The sequence below is a fragment of the Streptomyces sp. NPDC002809 genome (assembly GCF_040295435.1).
Lineage (GTDB): Bacteria > Actinomycetota > Actinomycetes > Streptomycetales > Streptomycetaceae > Streptomyces.
Genome location: NZ_JBEOVJ010000001.1, coordinates 87,075 through 104,080, shown reverse-complemented (window position 1 = coordinate 104,080; position 17,006 = coordinate 87,075). Strand labels below are relative to the sequence as shown.

Below are 17,006 nucleotides of genomic sequence, written 5' to 3'. Positions count from 1 at the left end.
TCCGCTCGAAGTGCCGTCCCGCCAGGGGTCTTACGTGTCCGGGACGTGCCCGGACCGGTTACTCGCCGGGGTGGGCGAGCTCGATGTCGTGGCCGTCGACCCCGTGACCGGCCACAGTAAGGGCGCCGGCCACCGGCGGGTAGCCGGTCGCGATGACCGAGTACTCGCCCGCGTCCAGGTCGGCGAAGGCGTATGCCCCGTCCTCCCCGGTCGTCGAGGTGGCGATCACGTTGCCGGCCGCGTCGACCAGCGTGACGCGGGCGTCGGGCAGCGGCAGCCGGCCGGAACCGGCCCGCACCACACCCTGCACCAGCGCACCGGACTGCAGCGCGACGTCGACCCGGGTGACACCCTGGCCGCCGATCTCCACCGGCAGTGCCAGCGGACGGAAGCCGGCCGCGTTGACCGCGACGGTCACCGCACCGGGGACCAGCTCACCGAAGGTGAACTCGCCCGCGTCGCCCGACTTGCCGGTGGCCAGCACGTCGCCGCGCACATCGGTCACGATGACCATGGCGCCCTCGACCGGTGCGCCGCCCTCGGCGGCCCGTACGGCCCCTGCCAGGCCGCTCGTACCGGCGAGCAGGATGTCGTACGCGAGCGGCTCGTCGCCGACGACCACGGTGGACGCCTGCGGCTGGAAGCCGTCGGCCGACGCGATCAGCACGTACGAACCGGCGCCCGGGGCGTCCAGTGCGTAGCCGCCGTCGGCCTGTGCGACCGAGATGCCCAGCTGCCGGCCGCCGAGCGAGATCAGCGTGACGGCGGCCCGGCCGACGGGTGCGCCCTCTGCGCCGCGGACCACACCGCGTACCGCGGTGCCCTGAGCGGTGGCTACCGGAGCGGCCTTGAGGGTGTCGACCGCAGTGGTGCCGGCCGTTCCCTCGAAGACCGGCGCGGCGGTACCGGACGGGACCTCGGCGAGCGCGGCCGCCTGGGCCGGAACCGGGGCGTCGTTGGCCGCGTTCGTCTTCAGCGCGACCTCCTTGATGAAGATCGTGATCAGGAAGGCGATCAGGGCGGCCGGAGCGGCGTACAGGAAGACGTCACCGACGCCGTGCCCGTAGGCGGACTCCACGACCGTACGGAACGGTGCGGGCAGCGCGTCCAGGTCGGGGATGCCCCCGCCGCCGGTGCCGCCGTGGCCCATGGCCGCGCCCTTGGGACCGAGGTCCGCCAGACCGTCCTTGACGTAGTGGGTGACCCGGTTCGCCATGACGGCGCCCAGTGCCGAGACACCGATCGCGCCACCGAGCGAACGGAAGAACGTGACGACGGAGCTGGCCGAACCGAGGTCCGAGGGGTCGACCTGGTTCTGGGTGGCGAGCACCAGGTTCTGCATCATCATGCCGATGCCGAGACCCATCACGAACATGAAGATCGCGATGTGCCAGTACTCGGTGTCGTACCGGATGGTGCCGAGCATGCCGAGCCCGGCCGTGATCAGGAATCCACCGCTGACCAGCCAGGCCTTCCAGCGGCCCGTCTTGGTGATGATCTGGCCCGAGAGTGTCGAGGAGAGGAAGAGACCCGCGATCATCGGGATCGTCATCACACCGGACATCGTCGGCGACTTGCCGCGCGCCAGCTGGAAGTACTGGCTGAAGAAGACGGTGCCCGCGAACATGGAGACACCGACGAAGAGCGAGGCGAGCGAGGCGAGCGTGATGGTCCGGTTGCGGAACAGCCGCAGCGGGATGATCGGCTCACTGGCCCGGGACTCGGTGAAGACGAAGAGCAGGGCGAGGACCACGGAGCCCGCGAGCATCGCACCGGTCTGCCAGGACATCCAGTCGTACTTGTCACCGGCGAAGGTCACCCAGAGGAGCAGCAGGGAGACTGCGGCGCTGATGAAGAAGGCGCCGGTCCAGTCGACCTTGACCTCGCGCTTGACGACGGGGAGCTTCAGGGTCTTCTGGAGCACGACGAGGGCGATGGCCGCGAACGGCACACCGACGTAGAAGCACCAGCGCCAGCCCATCCAGCTGGTGTCGGTGATGACACCGCCGAGCAGGGGGCCGCCGACGGTGGCGACGGCGAAGACCGCGCCGAGGTAGCCGCTGTAGCGACCGCGCTCACGCGGGGCGATCATCGCGGCCATCACGATCTGGGCGAGGGCGGAGAGACCGCCGACGCCGATGCCCTGCACCACACGGCAGACGATCAGCATGCCGCTGCTGGTCGAGAGACCGGCGACGACCGAGCCGGCGACGTAGATGACGAGTGCTATCTGGACCAGCAGCTTCTTGCTGAACAGGTCGGAGAGCTTGCCCCACAGGGGGGTGGTCGCGGTCATGGCCAGCAGCGAGGCCGTGACGACCCAGGTGTAGGCGCTCTGACCGCCGCCGAGGTCGGAGATGATCTCCGGCAGGGCGTTGGTGACGACGGTGGACGACAGAATCGCGACGAACATGCCGAGCATCAGCCCGGTGAGCGCCTCCATGATCTGCCGGTGTGTCATCGGCGTGCCGTCGGAGGAGTCGTTCCCTCCGTGCTTGGCGTGGCCGCCCCGCACACCGGTTGGTGTGGTCGTAGCCATTTAGATCCTTCTCTTTGCTTCTGTTACACGGGTGTACGGGTGTACGAGCCGTCGTGGCTGTCGGTGGGCCGGGTGCGGCAGTCGCCGCTGTGCTTTCCGGGGGCGCACCCGCCGGAGCCGCGGCAGGAGAAGCTGTCGCGCAGCCGGGCCAACAACGTGTTGAGCTGTCCGACCTCTTCGTCGGACCAATCCTGAAGGTGATGGGCGAACATCTCGGTCGTCCGGCAGTTCAGATCGTCGAGCACGCCCTTGCCCGCGGGGGTCAGCCGCAGGATGCGGGAGCGCTTGTCCGCCGGGTCCGGGGACCGCTCGATCCAGCCGCGTTCCGCCACGTGAGCGACGTGCCGGCTGGTCACCGACATGTCGACCGAGAGGAGCTCCGCCAGTCTGCTGATCCGTATTTCGCCGTGCTGACGCAGCAGCGCCAGTACGGCGGCGGAGCCGGCAGGGCACTCGGCGGGGAGGATGCGGGCCAGGCCACGTTTGACGGCACCGATGGCGCTGAGCTGCCGGGCCAGTTCTTCGTACTGACTCCGTGCGGCCACGGGACCCCCAGACATCTCACCGGTCATCTTGTTGCTTAGGGCAACCATAGAAGCCGTTGGTTGCTGCAGGCAAACGAAAAGGGCCTTGCAGAAGTAAAGGAACGCAAAAGGCTGCGTAGGGCGCGAGTCAAACCCGCAGCGTGTGCGGTGCGCGAGTGGCATGTGTGTCGTGCGCCACTGTGGAGGCGGTGGTGAAGACGTCCTGCGCCGGACCCGAGGGCGGGCCCGGGGGTGGACCGGAGGGTGGGCCGTGGGTGGACTGGGGGTGGACCGGAGGGTGAGCCGTGGGCGGTCCGGGGATGGTTCGCCGCCGCTCGCCGGGTCCCCGCGCAGCGCTGCTCGGCCGCCTGCCGAAGCTCGCCTGCGGCGATGTGCGGCCCGACCCCCGGAGCGCGGAGCGGCCGGTCCTCGCGCGCATGGGGGCCGGTCTTCACGCGCGTACGCGTACGGAGGGCGGGCGTTCACGTACGTACGCGTATAGGGGGGTGGCCTTCACGTACATACGCGCATGGGGCCGGCCTCGGCGCACGTGCGCGCACGCCGAACCGGCCGGCGCGCATATATACGGGTGCGTCAGAGGGGGGTGGCGCAGGTGCGACTCCCAACTGGACCTGCGCGCCGGAGGGTTGGAGCGGAGCGAGCCGTCGCGACTTCGGCACCGCCGCGTCGGACCGGGCCGTGTCCCCACTCCTCCTTCACCGGTTCCCCGGTTATGGGCCTCGTGCCTTCACCGCCCGGGGGTTGGGCCCTTCCGCGGAGTTCGCTAGGGTCCTGCGACATGGCACACAATCCCCACGCCCCGCAGGGTCCCGAAGGCAACAGCGACCCGGCAGGCAACACCCAGATGTTCCGCGCCTTCGTCGACGAGGGCGAGCCGCAGCGCCGGCAGCAGCCCGCCGCCGTGTCGTCCGGACCGAGGACCGGGCTGATCGCCGCGATCGTCGCGGTCGTCGTCGTGCTCGGCGCGGTCGCCTGGCTCGCGCTCGGCTGACCGGCCCTCCGGTCACTCCTGGGAGGCCGCCAGGCAGCCTCCCAGTCACCCGTCACTTCCAGACGGCGGTCACGTCCCGGGTCTCGACATGCATGCCCAGGGGCACCCGCCAGGCGTCCACACAGACGGTGTACGTCATCTTCCGCGCCGCTCCCGCGCCGATCGGTACGGGCAGCGGCGCTGTCGATTCCCGGGTCGCCCAGTCGATCCCCAGTCCGCCGATGATGTGCGTGGCGAAGGTGACGGTGCCCGATCGCGCCGGTGAGCCACCGGTGTTGCGGAACTCCACGGTCACCTTCTCGCACCACCGCTCGTCCGCCGCCGCGCGCACGGGAGCGCTCACGGTCAGGGCGGCGGGCGCGGTGGAGCCGGGTGCCGATGGGGTGGCGGGGTCCGGGGAGCCGCTTCCGGCGCCGTCGCCCGAGTCGGTGCCGCTACCGCCGCCGGTGTCCGAGCCACTGCCGCCCGAGCCGGTGCTGCCCGTGGTGCCGGTGGAACCCGTGGTGCCGGTGGTGCCGGTCGAGTCTGCCCCGCCCCCGGACGCGCCGGACGGCTGCGCGCTGCCGCTCGCGGTGCCGCCTGCGGCGCCCGCGGCGCCTCGTGCGTCGCCGCCCCGGCCCTCCGGGCCGCCGCCTGCCGCCGAGGAGCCCGGGCCCGGGTCCGTACCCCCGCTGCCGCCGCGCTTCCCGTCCAGCGGGACCAGGGTCACCTTCCCGGTGGGCGCCACCGCCCCGGTGGGCGTCTTCGCCGGCCCCGCACCGGCTGCGCCGACCGCCACGTAGCCGTCGCCGCCCGCCTGGTCGCCACAGCCCGCCAGTGCCCCGCCCAGGCACAGTACGGCCGCCGAGGCGGCGATCGCCGTGCCCCGGCGGCCGGTCCGGCCGAATGTCTGACGTCGCATCGCGTCAGTGTGTCTGACGGACCGTCAAATCGGAACCCTCGGGATCGGGGTTCCCGGTCAGTCGGCGATGAGCCCCTCCCTGAGCTGGGCGAGCGTGCGGGTCAGCAGACGTGAGACGTGCATCTGCGAGATGCCGACCTCCTCGCCGATCTGCGACTGGGTCATGTTGGCGAAGAACCGCAGCATGATGATCTGGCGTTCACGCGGCGGGAGTTTGGCCAGCAGTGGCTTGAGCGACTCGCGGTACTCGACGCCCTCCAGTGCCGCGTCCTCGTACCCCAGCCGGTCGGCCAGCGAGCCCTCGCCGCCGTCGTCCTCGGGCGAGGGCGAGTCCAGCGAGGAGGCCGTGTAGGCGTTGCCGACGGCCAGGCCGTCGACGACGTCCTCCTCGGAGACTCCGAGCGCCTTGGCCAGTTCCGGGACGGTCGGCGATCGGTCGAGCTTCTGGGCGAGCTCGTCGCTGGTCTTGGTGAGGGCGAGCCGCAGTTCCTGGAGCCGGCGCGGCACCCGCACCGACCACGAGGTGTCGCGGAAGAAGCGCTTGATCTCGCCGACGACGGTGGGCATCGCGAACGTCGGGAACTCCACGCCGCGTTCGCAGTCGAACCGGTCGATCGCCTTGATCAGGCCGATCGTGCCGACCTGGACGATGTCCTCCATGGGTTCGTTGCGGCTGCGGAACCGCGCCGCGGCATAACGCACCAGCGGCAGGTTGAGCTCGATGAGTGTGTCCCGCACATAGGCGCGCTCCGGAGTGTCCGTTCCGTCGGGGCCCGGTGCGGGACCCAGCGCGGCAAGCCGCAGGAACAGGGAGCGGGACAGCGTGCGGGTGTCGATGGCTTCCGGCGAGCTGGTGAGCACAACGGGTGCGGGTGCGCTCTTGGTGAGCGTGAGCACCTTCGAGCTGCCCTGTTCTGCGGACATGCCACCCCCTTGAGGTCGCGGACGGTCGCGGTGGCCACGACCATCGGAGGAACGCAGCCTCCACCTGAATACCGGAGGGGAGGCTGCGGCAAACGCGGTTCCCGCAGAATGTCACATGTCGGCAACACGCTGTAGTGACTTGTCGACAAGTTCCGGGGGAGTCTGCGCAGTTAACAAGGGGTGTGCGGCTTTTGGCCCGCGGGGAACGCCTCGGAGCCGGTCTACCCGATCCGGTTACGCCTCGATCCTGTTTGCGGATCGAAGTCGGGCGAAACTTCGGGCCAGGAGTCTTGACACATGCATCTGGGAGACTCCCAGTTCGGCGCTGATCTGGGACTGCGTCAGGTTGCTGTAGTAGCGGAGCATCAGGATCCGCTGTTCGCGTTCGGGCAGTTGTACGAGCAGGTGCCGGACCAGATCTCGGTGTTCGACGCCGGCCAGGGCGGGGTCCTCGTAACCGAGCCGGTCCAGCAGTCCGGGCAGCCCGTCGCCCTCCTGGGCGGCTTCGAGCGAGGTCGCGTGGTACGAGCGGCCGGCCTCGATGCAGGCCAGCACCTCCTCCTCGGAGATCTTCAGCCGTTCGGCGATCTCCGCGGTGGTGGGGGAGCGGCCGTGAGCGGTCGTCAGGTCCTCGGTGGCGCCGGTGACCTGGACCCAGAGCTCGTGGAGCCGGCGCGGCACGTGGACGGTCCGCACGTTGTCCCGGAAGTACCGCTTGATCTCACCGACGACCGTCGGCATCGCGAAGGTGGGGAACTGGACCCCGCGTTCGGGATCGAACCGGTCGATGGCGTTGATCAGGCCGATGGTGCCGACCTGGACGACGTCCTCCATCGGCTCGTTGCGGCTGCGGAACCGTGCGGCGGCGTACCGGACGAGAGGGAGGTTGGCCTCGATCAGCGCCGCCCGGACCCGGCCGTGCTCCGCGGTGCCCGCCTCCAGGCCCTGGAGGCGGCCGAAGAGCACCTGGGTGAGGGCCCTGGTGTCGGCACCACGTGTCCTGCCGGGCGGGACGGTGTCGTCGGGCGTCTCGGTCTGGATCGTCTGGGCTGCCTGGGTCGTCTGGGTCGCCTGGGTCGTCTGGGTCGCCTGGGCCGTCTGGGCTGTGAGAGGTGCCTGGGGCGTCGCGGATACCTGGGGTGCCTGGACCGACTGGGGCGCCGAGGACGGCTGAGACGGCTGGGACGCAGGGGGCGCCGGGGGTGTCTGTGCCGCCGACGCCGTCCGGGCGGCCTGGACGGCCTGGACGGTCTGGGGAGGCACTTGCGGTGCTGTACTGGCCGGCACGATGATGCCACCCCTTCGCGGTCAACTTCGGTCAACTCATCCGTCAAAAGCGGTCATAGCATCACAAGACATGTCCACTATGTGCAAGCACCCCATAGCGCCGTGTTGACCTCGAAGCGGTTTAAACACAAAGAAAGCCCCTCACCGTCGTGGTGAGGGGCTCGCAGGGCCGAAGGCGTCAGAACGGGTAGTCGGCGATCACCCAGGTGGCGAATTCGCGCCACTGCCCGGCAGCTGCCTGGTGGGCCGGATGCTCGATGTAGCTCTTCAGCGCGGCCTCGTCGGCGACTGCGGAGTTGATGGCGAAGTCGTACGCGATCGGCCGGTCGGTGATGTTCCAGGCGCACTCCCAGAACTCCAGCCCGGGCACCTTGTCCGCCAGTCCCCGGAAGGCCTCGGCGCCTGCGACGACCCGCGGATCGTCCCGCTCGACGCCGTCGTTCAGCTTGAACAGGACCAGATGGCGGATCATGGGGGGTACTCCTACTTCACGAGCTCGGACATGAAGTCGCCGACGCCCTGTGCGGCGTCCGAAACGCCTTCGAACCCTACCTGGACGAGATCCGCGGCCCGGGCAGGGGACGTGATGATCGTGTAGAGCACGAAGACGACTATCAGGTAGAGAGCGATCTTCTTTGCTTGCACCATCGGCCCCGTACTCCCCTTCGATCCCCTGTGCAGTCGGGCGAGTCTATCCGCACACATGGCCGTATCGGCCTGCTGTTTCCGATCACTCATCCGGTCTTTAGGGACCAAGGGCCCGGAGACAGGGGCCCTTTGCCCGCCCACGTGGCTTCTGTGGAGCGGCAGGATGGTGGATGAGCCCAGCGGATGTGGCAGGAATCCGAGGGGCGAGGAACAGGACCTCTCTGTGGGGTTCTCGCCGCGGCCTACCCCCGATCGCGGCGAGGGCTGGTAGGGCCTGTTCTCATCGGGGGGAGCGGCTTGTCCCCCCGATGCCGCTTCCCCCGACCCGAGCGCACAGATGGCCCCGGGCCCGACCGCCGTCGGACCCGGGGCCATCTGTCATGCCCGCTGCGCCATCGGCGCGAGGTGGAACAGGCGCGGGCGGAACAGACACGGGTGGAACAAGCCGCGGGGCGGAACAGACGCCGACGGAACGGGCGCGGGGCGGAAAACTCGAAGGGCCCGACGCTGTGCGTCGGGCCCTTCACAAGAGCGGTAGCGGAGGGATTTGAACCCTCGGTGAGTTTCCCCACACTCGCTTTCGAGGCGAGCTCCTTCGGCCGCTCGGACACGCTACCGAGAGAGAGCTTAGACCATCTCGGCCGTCCGTCGAAATCCGATTCCGCGCAACGCCCCGCGCGTACGGGGACGCCGGGTCAGCGGTCGCGGAAGAAGGCTGTCAGGAGGGCCGCGCAGTCGGTCTCCAGGACGCCGTGGATCACCTCGGGGCGGTGGTTGAGCCGCCGGTCCCGTACGACGTCCCAGAGCGATCCGGCCGCTCCGGCCTTCTCGTCCCGGGCGCCGTAGACGACCCGGCCCACGCGGGACTGCACCAGGGCGCCCGCGCACATGGTGCAGGGCTCCAGGGTGACGACGAGCGTGCATCCGGACAGCCGCCATTCGCCGAGGGCGGCGGCGGCCCGGCGCAGGGCGAGGATCTCGGCGTGCGCCGTGGGGTCGCCGGTCGCCTCGCGTTCGTTGTGGCCCGTGGCGAGCAGGGTCCCGTCCGGGGCGAGGACGACGGCGCCGACCGGCACATCGCCGGCCGCCGCCGCCCGGTCGGCCTCGTCCAGGGCGCGGCGCATGGGCGCCCGCCACGGGTCCCGTACGGGATCGTGCGACAGGTACTGCGCTGGGCAGGGGGCGTGCGGGTGCGGTGCTTCGGTCACCCGCGGACCCTAACGGACGGTCTCCAGGACCTCGGCCGCTCCCAGCGCGTCCGCGATCTCCGCCAGCGCGTCCGTCCGCAGCATCAGCAGCTCCGCCTCGGGGAGCCCGAGGTCGGACAGCACCCCGGTGTCGCCGAGCGGACCCGCAGGTACGACGTCGGCGTCCGGCCCGTCGTCATCGTCGGTGCCGGCGTTGTCGTTGTGGTTGTCGGGGGTTTCCGGCCCGCCGTCCTCCGTACCGTCGAGGCCGACGAGCTCTTCGAGGGCGGCAATCGTGACTTCGGCCCCGGGTTCGCGGCCGAGCAGTTCGTCGGTGAGCAGGATCTCCCCGTACGAGGAGCGGGCGGCGGCGGAGGCGTTCGAGACGTAGATACGCGGGTCCTCCTCACCGTCCACCCGGATGACGCCGAACCAGGCGTCCTCCTGCTCGATGAAGACGAGCACCGTGTCCTCGTCCACCGAGGCCTCACGGGCCAGATCCGTCAGATCGGACAGAGACTCCACATCGTCGAGCTCCGTGTCGCTCGCTTTCCACCCGTCTTCGGTGCGCGCGAGCAGTGCGGCGAAGTACACCGTGACTCTCCCACTGGTCTTAGAGACTCTCGTTCGGAACAGGCCGGATCAGGGAGCAGGCTCCGATCCCAACGAAAGACCCTGAGCGTGTCGGTCCGGCGGGAAGGCAGTCGGTGGTCCGGCTGCCCTGCGTCCCGCCCATCGGAATCGTGGCAGAAACGAGGGCTTCGCGAGAGCAGTTCCGCCGTTGCGTCGGCCATCAGTTCTCTCCGACGCCGCCACCTGGGGGTTCCTCCACCCGGTCGGACGGCTACCAGCGGAACGTCCGCATCCGCATGGCCTGGCGCATTCTGGCGGCCTTGACCCGGCGAGGCTGGACCCGGTCGCGGAGCGCCTTGGCCTCGTGAAGCTCGCGGAGGAACTGGGCGCGGCGCCTGCGACGCTGCGCATCGGTCTCCGGCGCGTCCTGCGCTTCGCGCGCGTCCGGCGCGTCCCGCTCCTGCTTCGCCCCGTCCGGCATCGGCTCGTCACCCCCAGCTGGGTCCGTATGCCCCCACCTTCCCCCCGAACGTGCGGTTGATGCCAGCGCACGGGTACGGGAGGCGCGGCTACTGTTGGTGCCATGCGGATCCACGTCGTCGACCACCCGCTGGTCGCGCACAAACTCACCACCCTGCGCGACAAGCGCACCGACTCCCCGACCTTCCGGCGCCTCGCCGACGAGCTGGTCACCCTGCTCGCGTACGAGGCCACCCGCGATGTGCGCACCGAACAGGTCGACATCGAGACCCCGGTGACACCCACCACCGGCGTGAAGCTGTCGCACCCCCGACCTCTGGTCGTGCCGATCCTGCGGGCCGGTCTCGGCATGCTCGACGGCATGGTGCGGCTGCTGCCGACCGCCGAGGTGGGCTTCCTGGGCATGATCCGCGACGAGGAGACGCTCCAGGCGTCCACGTACGCGACCCGCATGCCGGAGGACCTCTCGGGCCGCCAGGTGTACGTCCTGGACCCGATGCTCGCCACCGGCGGCACGCTGGTCGCGGCCATCCAGGAGCTGATCAAGCGCGGTGCGGACGATGTCACCGCGGTCGTGCTGCTCGCGGCGCCCGAGGGCGTCGAGGTGATGGAGCGCGAGCTGGCGGGGACGCCGGTCACCGTGGTCACCGCCTCGGTCGACGAGCGGCTCAACGAGAACGGCTACATCGTGCCGGGCCTCGGTGACGCCGGGGACCGGATGTACGGCACCGTCGGCTGAGGGCTGTCCCGCTCCTGGCGGGCGCAGGACACGGCACGGCCCACGGCCGGGGTGCTCTTCGAGCGCCCCGGCCGCTGTGTTCGGTCCGGCTGTGTCCGGTCGCCGTCCTTCAGCAGGAGGACGGCGCCGGGGCCGGCTTCGTGAGGGTGGTCAGCGCGGTGGCTGCCGCCTGCGGCGTGCTGAACGACTTGAACTTCGTCCCGATGATCAGATCGACGTCCGCGCCCTTGCGGGCGTCGGTCTTCGTCGTCGCGCCCGGCAGCTGCGTGCCGAGCACCGGGAACGTGCCGTTGAGCGCGGCCGGAGCGCCCAGCAGTATGCCGGTCCCGGGGACCTTCTTGTCGTACGAGGCGGAGGCGTTGCCCACCTTGCCGATGGTGAAGCCGCGCTTCTTCAGCTCATCGGCCGCCGCCTTGGCCAGTCCGCCACGCGGTGTCGCGTTGTAGACGTTGACCGTGATCTTCGCGGGCTTCGGCAGGACCTTCGCGGGCGGGGACGGCTTGGCGGTCGGGCAGTCCGCCTTGCGGTCGGCGGCGCTTGCCTGCTTGTCGCCGCCCGTGAAGACATCGATGAGCTGCAGCGTGCCCCATCCGGCGAGCCCGAGGGCGACCACGGAGGCGATGGCCGTGAGGACCAGTTTGCTGCGGCGGCGGGGGCGTCGCATGCGTGGGTACTTGTCACCCGTGATGCGGTACTTTCCGCCCATGCCGGGGGGAGTGAGCATGCTCATGGGCGCAGCGTAGTGCGACCCGGAGATGATGACTATTTGATGATCGACGGATCGCACCCGTCCGAGTGCGAAAGTGCACTCGAACGAACCCCGGTGGAGTCGAACGGGACGGTGTGGCGCCTCAGCCGAGTTCGAGCACGCGGGCGTGCAGCACCTGGCGCTGCTGGAGCGCGGCGCGGACGGCGCGGTGCAGTCCGTCCTCCAGGTACAGGTCGCCCTGCCACTTCACGACGTGCGCGAAGAGGTCGCCGTAGAACGTGGAGTCCTCGGCGAGGAGCGTTTCGAGGTCCAGCTGGCCCTTGGTGGTCACGAGCTGGTCGAGGCGGACCGGGCGCGGCGCGACATCCGCCCACTGCCGGGTGCTTTCCCGGCCGTGGTCGGGATAGGGCTGCCCATTTCCGATGCGCTTGAAGATCACACGGAAAGCCTACCGGTCAAGGGCCTCCGGGCGCAGCCATGGAAGGGGACTGCGATGCTGACCGGGGAGGCATATAAGCCTCCATTCCGGAATTGAGGCCGTGATGAACGAGAGCGACAGCACGGGCGGGGGCGCGGCCGGGAGCGCAGAGGGTGGTGCGAGCGGTGGCACCGGCGCGGACGGCGTACTGCCGCCGCAGGCGCGGGAGATCGCGGCCGGATATGACATCGCCGGGCCCGCTCTCGACCTCGGCGCACTGCTCTGGGACGGCACGTGTCTGCCCGGCGCGCAGATCCGCGTCCCGCTCGGCATGCTCAACCGGCACGGTCTCGTCGCGGGGGCCACGGGCACCGGCAAGACCAAGACGCTCCAGCTGATCGCGGAACAGCTGTCGGCGAACGGGGTGCCGGTCTTCCTCGCCGACATGAAGGGCGACATCTCCGGGATCGCGTCTCCCGGCGCCCCGGGCGACAAGGTCGCCGCGCGCGCCGGTCAGGTCGGACAGGAGTGGACGCCCGCCGGCTTCCCCACCGAGTTCTACGCGCTGGGCGGCATCGGCCCCGGCATCCCGCTGCGGGCGACCGTCACCGGCTTCGGTCCCGTCCTGCTCGCCAAGGTGCTCGGCCTCAACCGGACGCAGGAGCAGTCGCTCGGCCTGATCTTCCACTACGCCGACGCCAAGGGGCTCGACCTGGTGGACCTCAAGGACCTGCGGTCCGTGGCCGCCTTCCTCGTATCGGACACCGGCCGGGCGGAGCTCAAGGGGATCGGCGGGCTCTCGACGGCCACGGCCGGAGTGATCCTGCGCTCGGTCACCGCGTTCGAGCAGCAGGGTGCGGCCGGCTTCTTCGGCGAACCCGAGTTCGACACAGCCGAGCTGCTGCGGCAGGCGCCGGACGGGCGGGGCCTGGTCTCCGTACTCGAACTGGCCGCCGTGCAGGACAGACCGCAGCTCTTCTCGACCTTCCTGATGTGGCTGCTCGCCGACCTCTTCCACGACCTGCCGGAGGTCGGCGACCTGGACCGGCCCAAGCTCGTCTTCTTCTTCGACGAGGCACATCTGCTGTTCGACGGGGCCTCACCGGCGTTCCTGGAGTCGATCACGCAGACCGTGCGGCTGATCCGGTCCAAGGGCGTGGGCATCTTCTTCGTCACGCAGACACCGCGCGATGTCCCCGCCGACGTCCTGGGACAGCTCGGCAACCGGGTCCAGCACGCGTTGCGGGCCTTCACCCCGGACGACGCGAAGGCGCTGCGGGCGACGGTGAGGACCTTCCCGAACTCGCCGTACGACCTGGAGGAGCTGCTGACCGGTCTCGGCACCGGCGAGGCGGTGATCACCGTGCTGAGCGAGCAGGGCGCGCCGACGCCCGTCGCCGCGATCAGGCTGCGCGCCCCGCAGTCGCTGATGGGGCCGTGCCCGGCGGCGGAACTGGACGCGGCGGTGAAGGGCTCCTCGCTGTACGGACGTTATGCGCAGGCCGTGGACCGGGAGTCGGCGTACGAGAAGCTGGGCGCCGCCCAGGACGCGGAGCAGCGGTCGGCCGCCGAAGCTGCCGACAGGGCCGCGGTGGAGGCCGCGGTCACGTCCGGCGAACAGCCGGCCGGACACTCGGGCGGAAGCTCCGAGGACGACTCTTCGCTGGTGCGACAGGTGGTCGGCAGCGGGATGTTCAAGTCGCTTGCCCGGTCTGTGGGGACGCAGATGGGACGGGAGATCTCACGCTCGCTGTTCGGCACGGCACGCCGCAGGCGGTAGCGCGTACCCGGTGGGCCGGGACGGGCTCATTTGCTCTTGGCCGCCGCCTTGGCGGCCTTCGCGACCTGTTTGGCCTCCTGCTTGAAGGCGCGGACCTCGGCGAGCGAATCGGGGCCGGTGATGTCGGCGACCGAACGGTGCGAGCCTGCCTCCCCGTACGGTCCCGCCGCCTCCCGCCAGCCCGGCGGCCGGACACCGAACTGCTTGCCCAGCAGGGCCAGGAAGATCTGGGCCTTCTGGGTGCCGAACCCGGGCAGGGCGTTGAGCCGTCTCCGCAGCTCCGCCCCGGTGGTGGCCCCGGTCCACACCGCGCTTGCCTCGCCGTCGTACTGCGCCACCAGGTACTGGCACAGCTGCTGCACCCGCTTGGCCATCGAACCCGGGTATCGGTGCAGAGCGGGTTTGTCGGTGAAGAGCTGGGTGAAGGCCTCGGGGTCGTACGCCGCGATCTCATGGGCGTCCAGATCGTTTTCGCCCATGCGCTGCGCCAGTGCGTACGGTCCGGAGAACGCCCACTCCATCGGCACCTGCTGGTCCAGCAGCATGCCCACGAGGGCGGCGAGCGGGCTGCGCGCGAGAAGCTCGTCCGCCTCCGGCTGCTGAGCGATCCGGAGGGTGACGTCCCGGCCCTGGTTGCTGTCGGTCATGGACCCGATGATTGCGAGCCGGGGGCACGACGGCCAGTGAAACCACCGCCGGTACATCCGTTTGCAGCCGTTTGCCGCTGTTTGTATATATTCTGTGTCGTTTTCGTTGCCTTTGTTACCTTCGCTGCTTCCACGTTGAGGGGTGCCGGGGTGCCGGGTGCGGGGCATCGGGCACCGCGTGACTCGGGGGTACGAAGCCGTGTCAGCCTTCGAGGCGGTCCGCGCGGCGGTTCAGGTAGCGGGCCTCCGGGATGCTGAGGGTCCCGGAGGCCGCTGAGCGGTGGGCGGCGCGGACACCCTCCGTGTCGCCGGCCCGTTCCGGCAGGTGGGCGCGGACGGCGTCCTGCCGGTGGTGGCCCGCCAGCCGGTCGACGAGGACATCGGCCTCGGCCGGCCCGGCGTGCGGACCGTGCACCATGGCGACGGCGACGGCGACGGCCCGGCTCAGTTCGGCCATCGGCTCGGGGGCGATCCGTACGAGGACGTCGTACAGCGCCAGGATCTGCGGCCAGTCGTGTCCTCGGCGCGGGCCGCCTCGTCGTGCAGCGCCGCGATGGCCGCCTGAACCTGACAGGGCGGGCCCGGCCGGTCCCTCGCGCAGGGCCTCCTCGACCAGGGCGGTGCCCTCGGCGACAGCCGCCCGGTCCCATCGGCTGCGGTCCTGCTCGTCGAGCGGGATCAGCTCGCCGTGCGGTCCCGTGCGGTCCCGTCGAAGCGCCCGTACCGGCGCACCAGCGCGCCGAGGACCTGCGGGGCGTGCAGCCGTAACAGGTCCTCGACCTCGGTCGTACGTTTCACACATCGCCTCCGCCGCTGTCGATCGCCCGGATGACCACCGGGCGGACAGGCGCTCCGGCGGGCGCAGGACACTGCGTGACGCGCGCGGCGATCTCCGTGACCCGGTCCAGGCTCTCGCATTCGAGCACCCAGTACCCGGCGAGCAGTTCCTTCGTCTCCCCGTAGGGGCCGTCGGTGATCACGGGACGGCCGTCCTCGCCCGCGGAGACGAACCGGGTCTTCGCCGGTTCGACCAGGCCCTGGGCGTCGATGAGCTCACCCGTCTCGGCGAGATCGTTGTTGACCGCGCCCATGAACGAGAACATGGCCTGCACGTCTGCCTCGCTCCAGGCCGGATTGCCGGCGGACGCGGTCCCGCGCATCGCCTCGTAGTCGGCCTGCGAGCCCTGCACCATCACCAGGTACTTCATGATTCCGCTCCCTCGTCCGGGTTGCTGCCGCCTCTCGTGGGCGACTCTCACAGGGGACGTCGGAGAGGGGCGACGGTTCTCGACACCGCGCCGGGGAGTTTCCCGGGAAGCGCCGAGAACTCCCGGAACGGCCCAGGCGCCCTGGCACCCCGGCACCCTGGCGCCACGACGGTGCGCGCGGCGCGTCGGCCCCGTGCTGTGACGGTGCGCGCGGCGCGTCGGCCGGTTCCCTGCGGGCGGCACGGAGCGACGGGCGGGGGCGGGCGGACCGAGGAATGGGCGGGGGCGGGCGGACCCGAGGGATGGGCAGGGGCGGGCGGACCGGCGGGGGAGTCGCCGGCGGCGCCGAGCGGAGGGCGGCCTGCTTCAGCGTTGCTCCGGCCCTGCTTCTGGGCTGCTCCGTCCTTGCTCCGTGCTTGCTCCGTCTTCAGCCTTGCTTCAGCGCGGCAAGGCCCTTCTGCATGTCCTCGGTGTTCATGACCGGCTGGATCTCGATCGTCGCGCCGAGCCCCTCGAAGAGCGGCTCCGCGATGGAGGGCAGCAGCGAACTGTCCTGCATGTCGAAGACGAAGGTGCAGCAGCGCTTGCCCTCGCTGGGGCCGAAGTAGGCCGCCTCCGGCTTGAGGCGCTCCGCGAGCGACTTCATGATCTGCGGCAGGGTGCCGTTCCTGACCGCTTCGTTCGCGAGCTGTGTGTCCAGCTGTGCTCGCAGCATGACCCTCATGGTGTGACTCCTTCCGCCGTGCCGCGGGCGGCGCGGATCCGCCCGCGCTCGCTGAACCCCGGTGACGTACCGCTCAGCGTCACCGCGTGCGGTCGGGGCAGCCAACATCTCGTCGACCGTTCGGGCTGTGCTGTGCCGCCCTGTTGTTCGCCACCGACGGCCCGCTTGGCGCGCTCACGGCCGTGCTGCTGGTGATCTACCCGCTGTTCGACGTGGCGTGCGCGGCCGTCGACATCAGGTCCGCCCACAGGAACGGCCCGCCGATGCGCGCCCTCTACGTGAACATCGCGCTCAACGCCCTCACCGGCATCGGCCTGGCCGTGGCCGCCACCTCCGGTATCCCGGCCGTCCTGCGGATCTGGGGCACGTGGGCCGTCGCCGCGGGGATCGTCCAGCTCATCGTCGGCGCCGCCCGACGCCGACTCGGCGGCCAATGGGCGATGATCGCCAGCGGCGCCATCTCCGCCCTCGCGGGCGCCTCGTTCCTCGCCCAGGCGGCCAAGGACGGCGCCTCCCTGGACAGCCTGGCCGGCTACGCACTCCTCGGCGGTGTCTTCTTCCTCGTCTCGGCCCTCCGCCTGGGACGCGCTCGCAAGGTGTGATCCCGGCTTCCGGGCGCCACGGGCCCATTCGGCTCGCCGCCGACCGGGCCTGTGGCCTCCGGCAGTGGGCGACACGCGGCGCATTCCCGTCGTTTCACCGGGGC

At 70.6% G+C, this 17,006-nt stretch carries 19 protein-coding genes, 1 tRNA gene and 1 pseudogene; 4 read left to right on the top strand and 17 right to left on the bottom strand.

The genetic code is table 11. The features are described 5' to 3' along the window. Nucleotides 1-58: 58 nt before the first annotated feature. Entirely contained in the window at nucleotides 59-2,461 is a 2,403-nt protein-coding gene (locus tag ABT025_RS00480) for an MFS transporter (protein WP_502971868.1), read from the bottom strand. A 101-nt stretch (nucleotides 2,462-2,562) separates the two neighbouring features. Beyond that, a complete protein-coding gene (locus tag ABT025_RS00475) occupies nucleotides 2,563-3,084 on the bottom strand; it encodes a MarR family winged helix-turn-helix transcriptional regulator (RefSeq protein ID WP_350988178.1) in 522 nt (173 codons plus the stop codon). Between the two features lie 778 nt (nucleotides 3,085-3,862). Between ABT025_RS00475 and ABT025_RS00470 the strand changes: the two genes are divergently transcribed. Then, a complete protein-coding gene (locus tag ABT025_RS00470; RefSeq protein WP_350988176.1) occupies nucleotides 3,863-4,075 on the top strand; it encodes a hypothetical protein in 213 nt (70 codons plus the stop codon). A 52-nt stretch (nucleotides 4,076-4,127) separates the two neighbouring features. Here the strand turns inward: ABT025_RS00470 and ABT025_RS00465 are convergent, their stop codons facing one another. The 9 genes from ABT025_RS00465 to ABT025_RS00425 all read right to left on the bottom strand — a co-directional run bounded on the left by ABT025_RS00465 (nucleotide 4,128) and on the right by ABT025_RS00425 (nucleotide 10,076). After that, a complete protein-coding gene (locus ABT025_RS00465) occupies nucleotides 4,128-4,976 on the bottom strand; it encodes a hypothetical protein (RefSeq protein ID WP_350988174.1) in 849 nt (282 codons plus the stop codon). Between the two features lie 57 nt (nucleotides 4,977-5,033). Then, nucleotides 5,034-5,900 (bottom strand): RNA polymerase sigma factor SigF, encoded by an 867-nt coding sequence (locus ABT025_RS00460; RefSeq protein ID WP_350988172.1) that lies wholly within the window; start codon nucleotides 5,898-5,900, stop codon nucleotides 5,034-5,036. Between the two features lie 234 nt (nucleotides 5,901-6,134). Next, complete coding sequence (locus tag ABT025_RS00455) at nucleotides 6,135-6,941, bottom strand: RNA polymerase sigma factor SigF (protein ID WP_350988485.1); 807 nt, start codon at nucleotides 6,939-6,941, stop codon at nucleotides 6,135-6,137. Between the two features lie 424 nt (nucleotides 6,942-7,365). Beyond that, nucleotides 7,366-7,659 (bottom strand): Dabb family protein, encoded by a 294-nt coding sequence (locus ABT025_RS00450; protein WP_326737522.1) that lies wholly within the window; start codon nucleotides 7,657-7,659, stop codon nucleotides 7,366-7,368. A gap of 11 nt (nucleotides 7,660-7,670) precedes the next feature. Then, the gene (locus ABT025_RS00445) at nucleotides 7,671-7,835 is read right to left on the bottom strand and encodes a hypothetical protein (RefSeq protein ID WP_187285206.1); all 165 of its coding nucleotides are present in this window, start codon (nucleotides 7,833-7,835) and stop codon (nucleotides 7,671-7,673) included. A 532-nt stretch (nucleotides 7,836-8,367) separates the two neighbouring features. Further along, a tRNA-Ser gene (locus ABT025_RS00440) sits at nucleotides 8,368-8,452 on the bottom strand. Between the two features lie 78 nt (nucleotides 8,453-8,530). Further along, nucleotides 8,531-9,043 (bottom strand): tRNA adenosine(34) deaminase TadA, encoded by a 513-nt coding sequence (gene tadA, locus ABT025_RS00435; protein WP_502971866.1) that lies wholly within the window; start codon nucleotides 9,041-9,043, stop codon nucleotides 8,531-8,533. Between the two features lie 9 nt (nucleotides 9,044-9,052). Then, nucleotides 9,053-9,616 (bottom strand): tRNA adenosine deaminase-associated protein, encoded by a 564-nt coding sequence (locus ABT025_RS00430; protein WP_350988169.1) that lies wholly within the window; start codon nucleotides 9,614-9,616, stop codon nucleotides 9,053-9,055. Between the two features lie 250 nt (nucleotides 9,617-9,866). Further along, nucleotides 9,867-10,076, bottom strand: coding sequence for a hypothetical protein (locus tag ABT025_RS00425; protein WP_350988167.1), 210 nt, complete (start codon nucleotides 10,074-10,076; stop codon nucleotides 9,867-9,869). 102 nt (nucleotides 10,077-10,178) lie between these two features. Between ABT025_RS00425 and upp the strand changes: the two genes are divergently transcribed. Then, nucleotides 10,179-10,814 (top strand): uracil phosphoribosyltransferase, encoded by a 636-nt coding sequence (upp, locus tag ABT025_RS00420; RefSeq protein WP_350988165.1) that lies wholly within the window; start codon nucleotides 10,179-10,181, stop codon nucleotides 10,812-10,814. A gap of 109 nt (nucleotides 10,815-10,923) precedes the next feature. On the opposite strand, the gene ABT025_RS00415 is transcribed toward upp, so the two are convergent. Further along, entirely contained in the window at nucleotides 10,924-11,520 is a 597-nt protein-coding gene (locus ABT025_RS00415) for a LytR C-terminal domain-containing protein (RefSeq protein ID WP_350988480.1), read from the bottom strand. Nucleotides 11,521-11,665: 145 nt separating this feature from the next. Further along, a complete protein-coding gene (locus tag ABT025_RS00410) occupies nucleotides 11,666-11,962 on the bottom strand; it encodes a type II toxin-antitoxin system VapB family antitoxin (RefSeq protein ID WP_073736427.1) in 297 nt (98 codons plus the stop codon). 103 nt (nucleotides 11,963-12,065) lie between these two features. On the opposite strand from ABT025_RS00410, the gene ABT025_RS00405 reads away from it, so the two are divergent. Next, nucleotides 12,066-13,721: a helicase HerA-like domain-containing protein gene (locus ABT025_RS00405; protein ID WP_350988162.1), complete on the top strand. Its 1,656-nt coding sequence runs from the start codon at nucleotides 12,066-12,068 to the stop codon at nucleotides 13,719-13,721. A 26-nt stretch (nucleotides 13,722-13,747) separates the two neighbouring features. Here ABT025_RS00405 and ABT025_RS00400 read toward each other — a convergent pair whose 3' ends face one another. From ABT025_RS00400 to ABT025_RS00385, 4 genes and pseudogenes are all read right to left on the bottom strand, one after another. After that, nucleotides 13,748-14,368 (bottom strand): HhH-GPD-type base excision DNA repair protein, encoded by a 621-nt coding sequence (locus ABT025_RS00400; RefSeq protein WP_350988160.1) that lies wholly within the window; start codon nucleotides 14,366-14,368, stop codon nucleotides 13,748-13,750. Between the two features lie 202 nt (nucleotides 14,369-14,570). Further along, nucleotides 14,571-15,071, bottom strand: a pseudogene (locus tag ABT025_RS00395) (DUF6596 domain-containing protein); the annotation flags it as partial. 91 nt (nucleotides 15,072-15,162) lie between these two features. After that, nucleotides 15,163-15,576, bottom strand: coding sequence for a YciI family protein (locus ABT025_RS00390; RefSeq protein ID WP_350988158.1), 414 nt, complete (start codon nucleotides 15,574-15,576; stop codon nucleotides 15,163-15,165). A 427-nt stretch (nucleotides 15,577-16,003) separates the two neighbouring features. Further along, nucleotides 16,004-16,291 carry a DUF3303 family protein gene (locus tag ABT025_RS00385; RefSeq protein ID WP_502971865.1) on the bottom strand — a complete coding sequence of 96 codons (288 nt, stop codon included), beginning with the start codon at nucleotides 16,289-16,291 and terminating at the stop codon, nucleotides 16,004-16,006. A 95-nt stretch (nucleotides 16,292-16,386) separates the two neighbouring features. Between ABT025_RS00385 and ABT025_RS00380 the strand changes: the two genes are divergently transcribed. Continuing rightward, nucleotides 16,387-16,902: a hypothetical protein gene (locus tag ABT025_RS00380; RefSeq protein WP_502971864.1), complete on the top strand. Its 516-nt coding sequence runs from the start codon at nucleotides 16,387-16,389 to the stop codon at nucleotides 16,900-16,902. Nucleotides 16,903-17,006 lie beyond the last annotated feature (104 nt).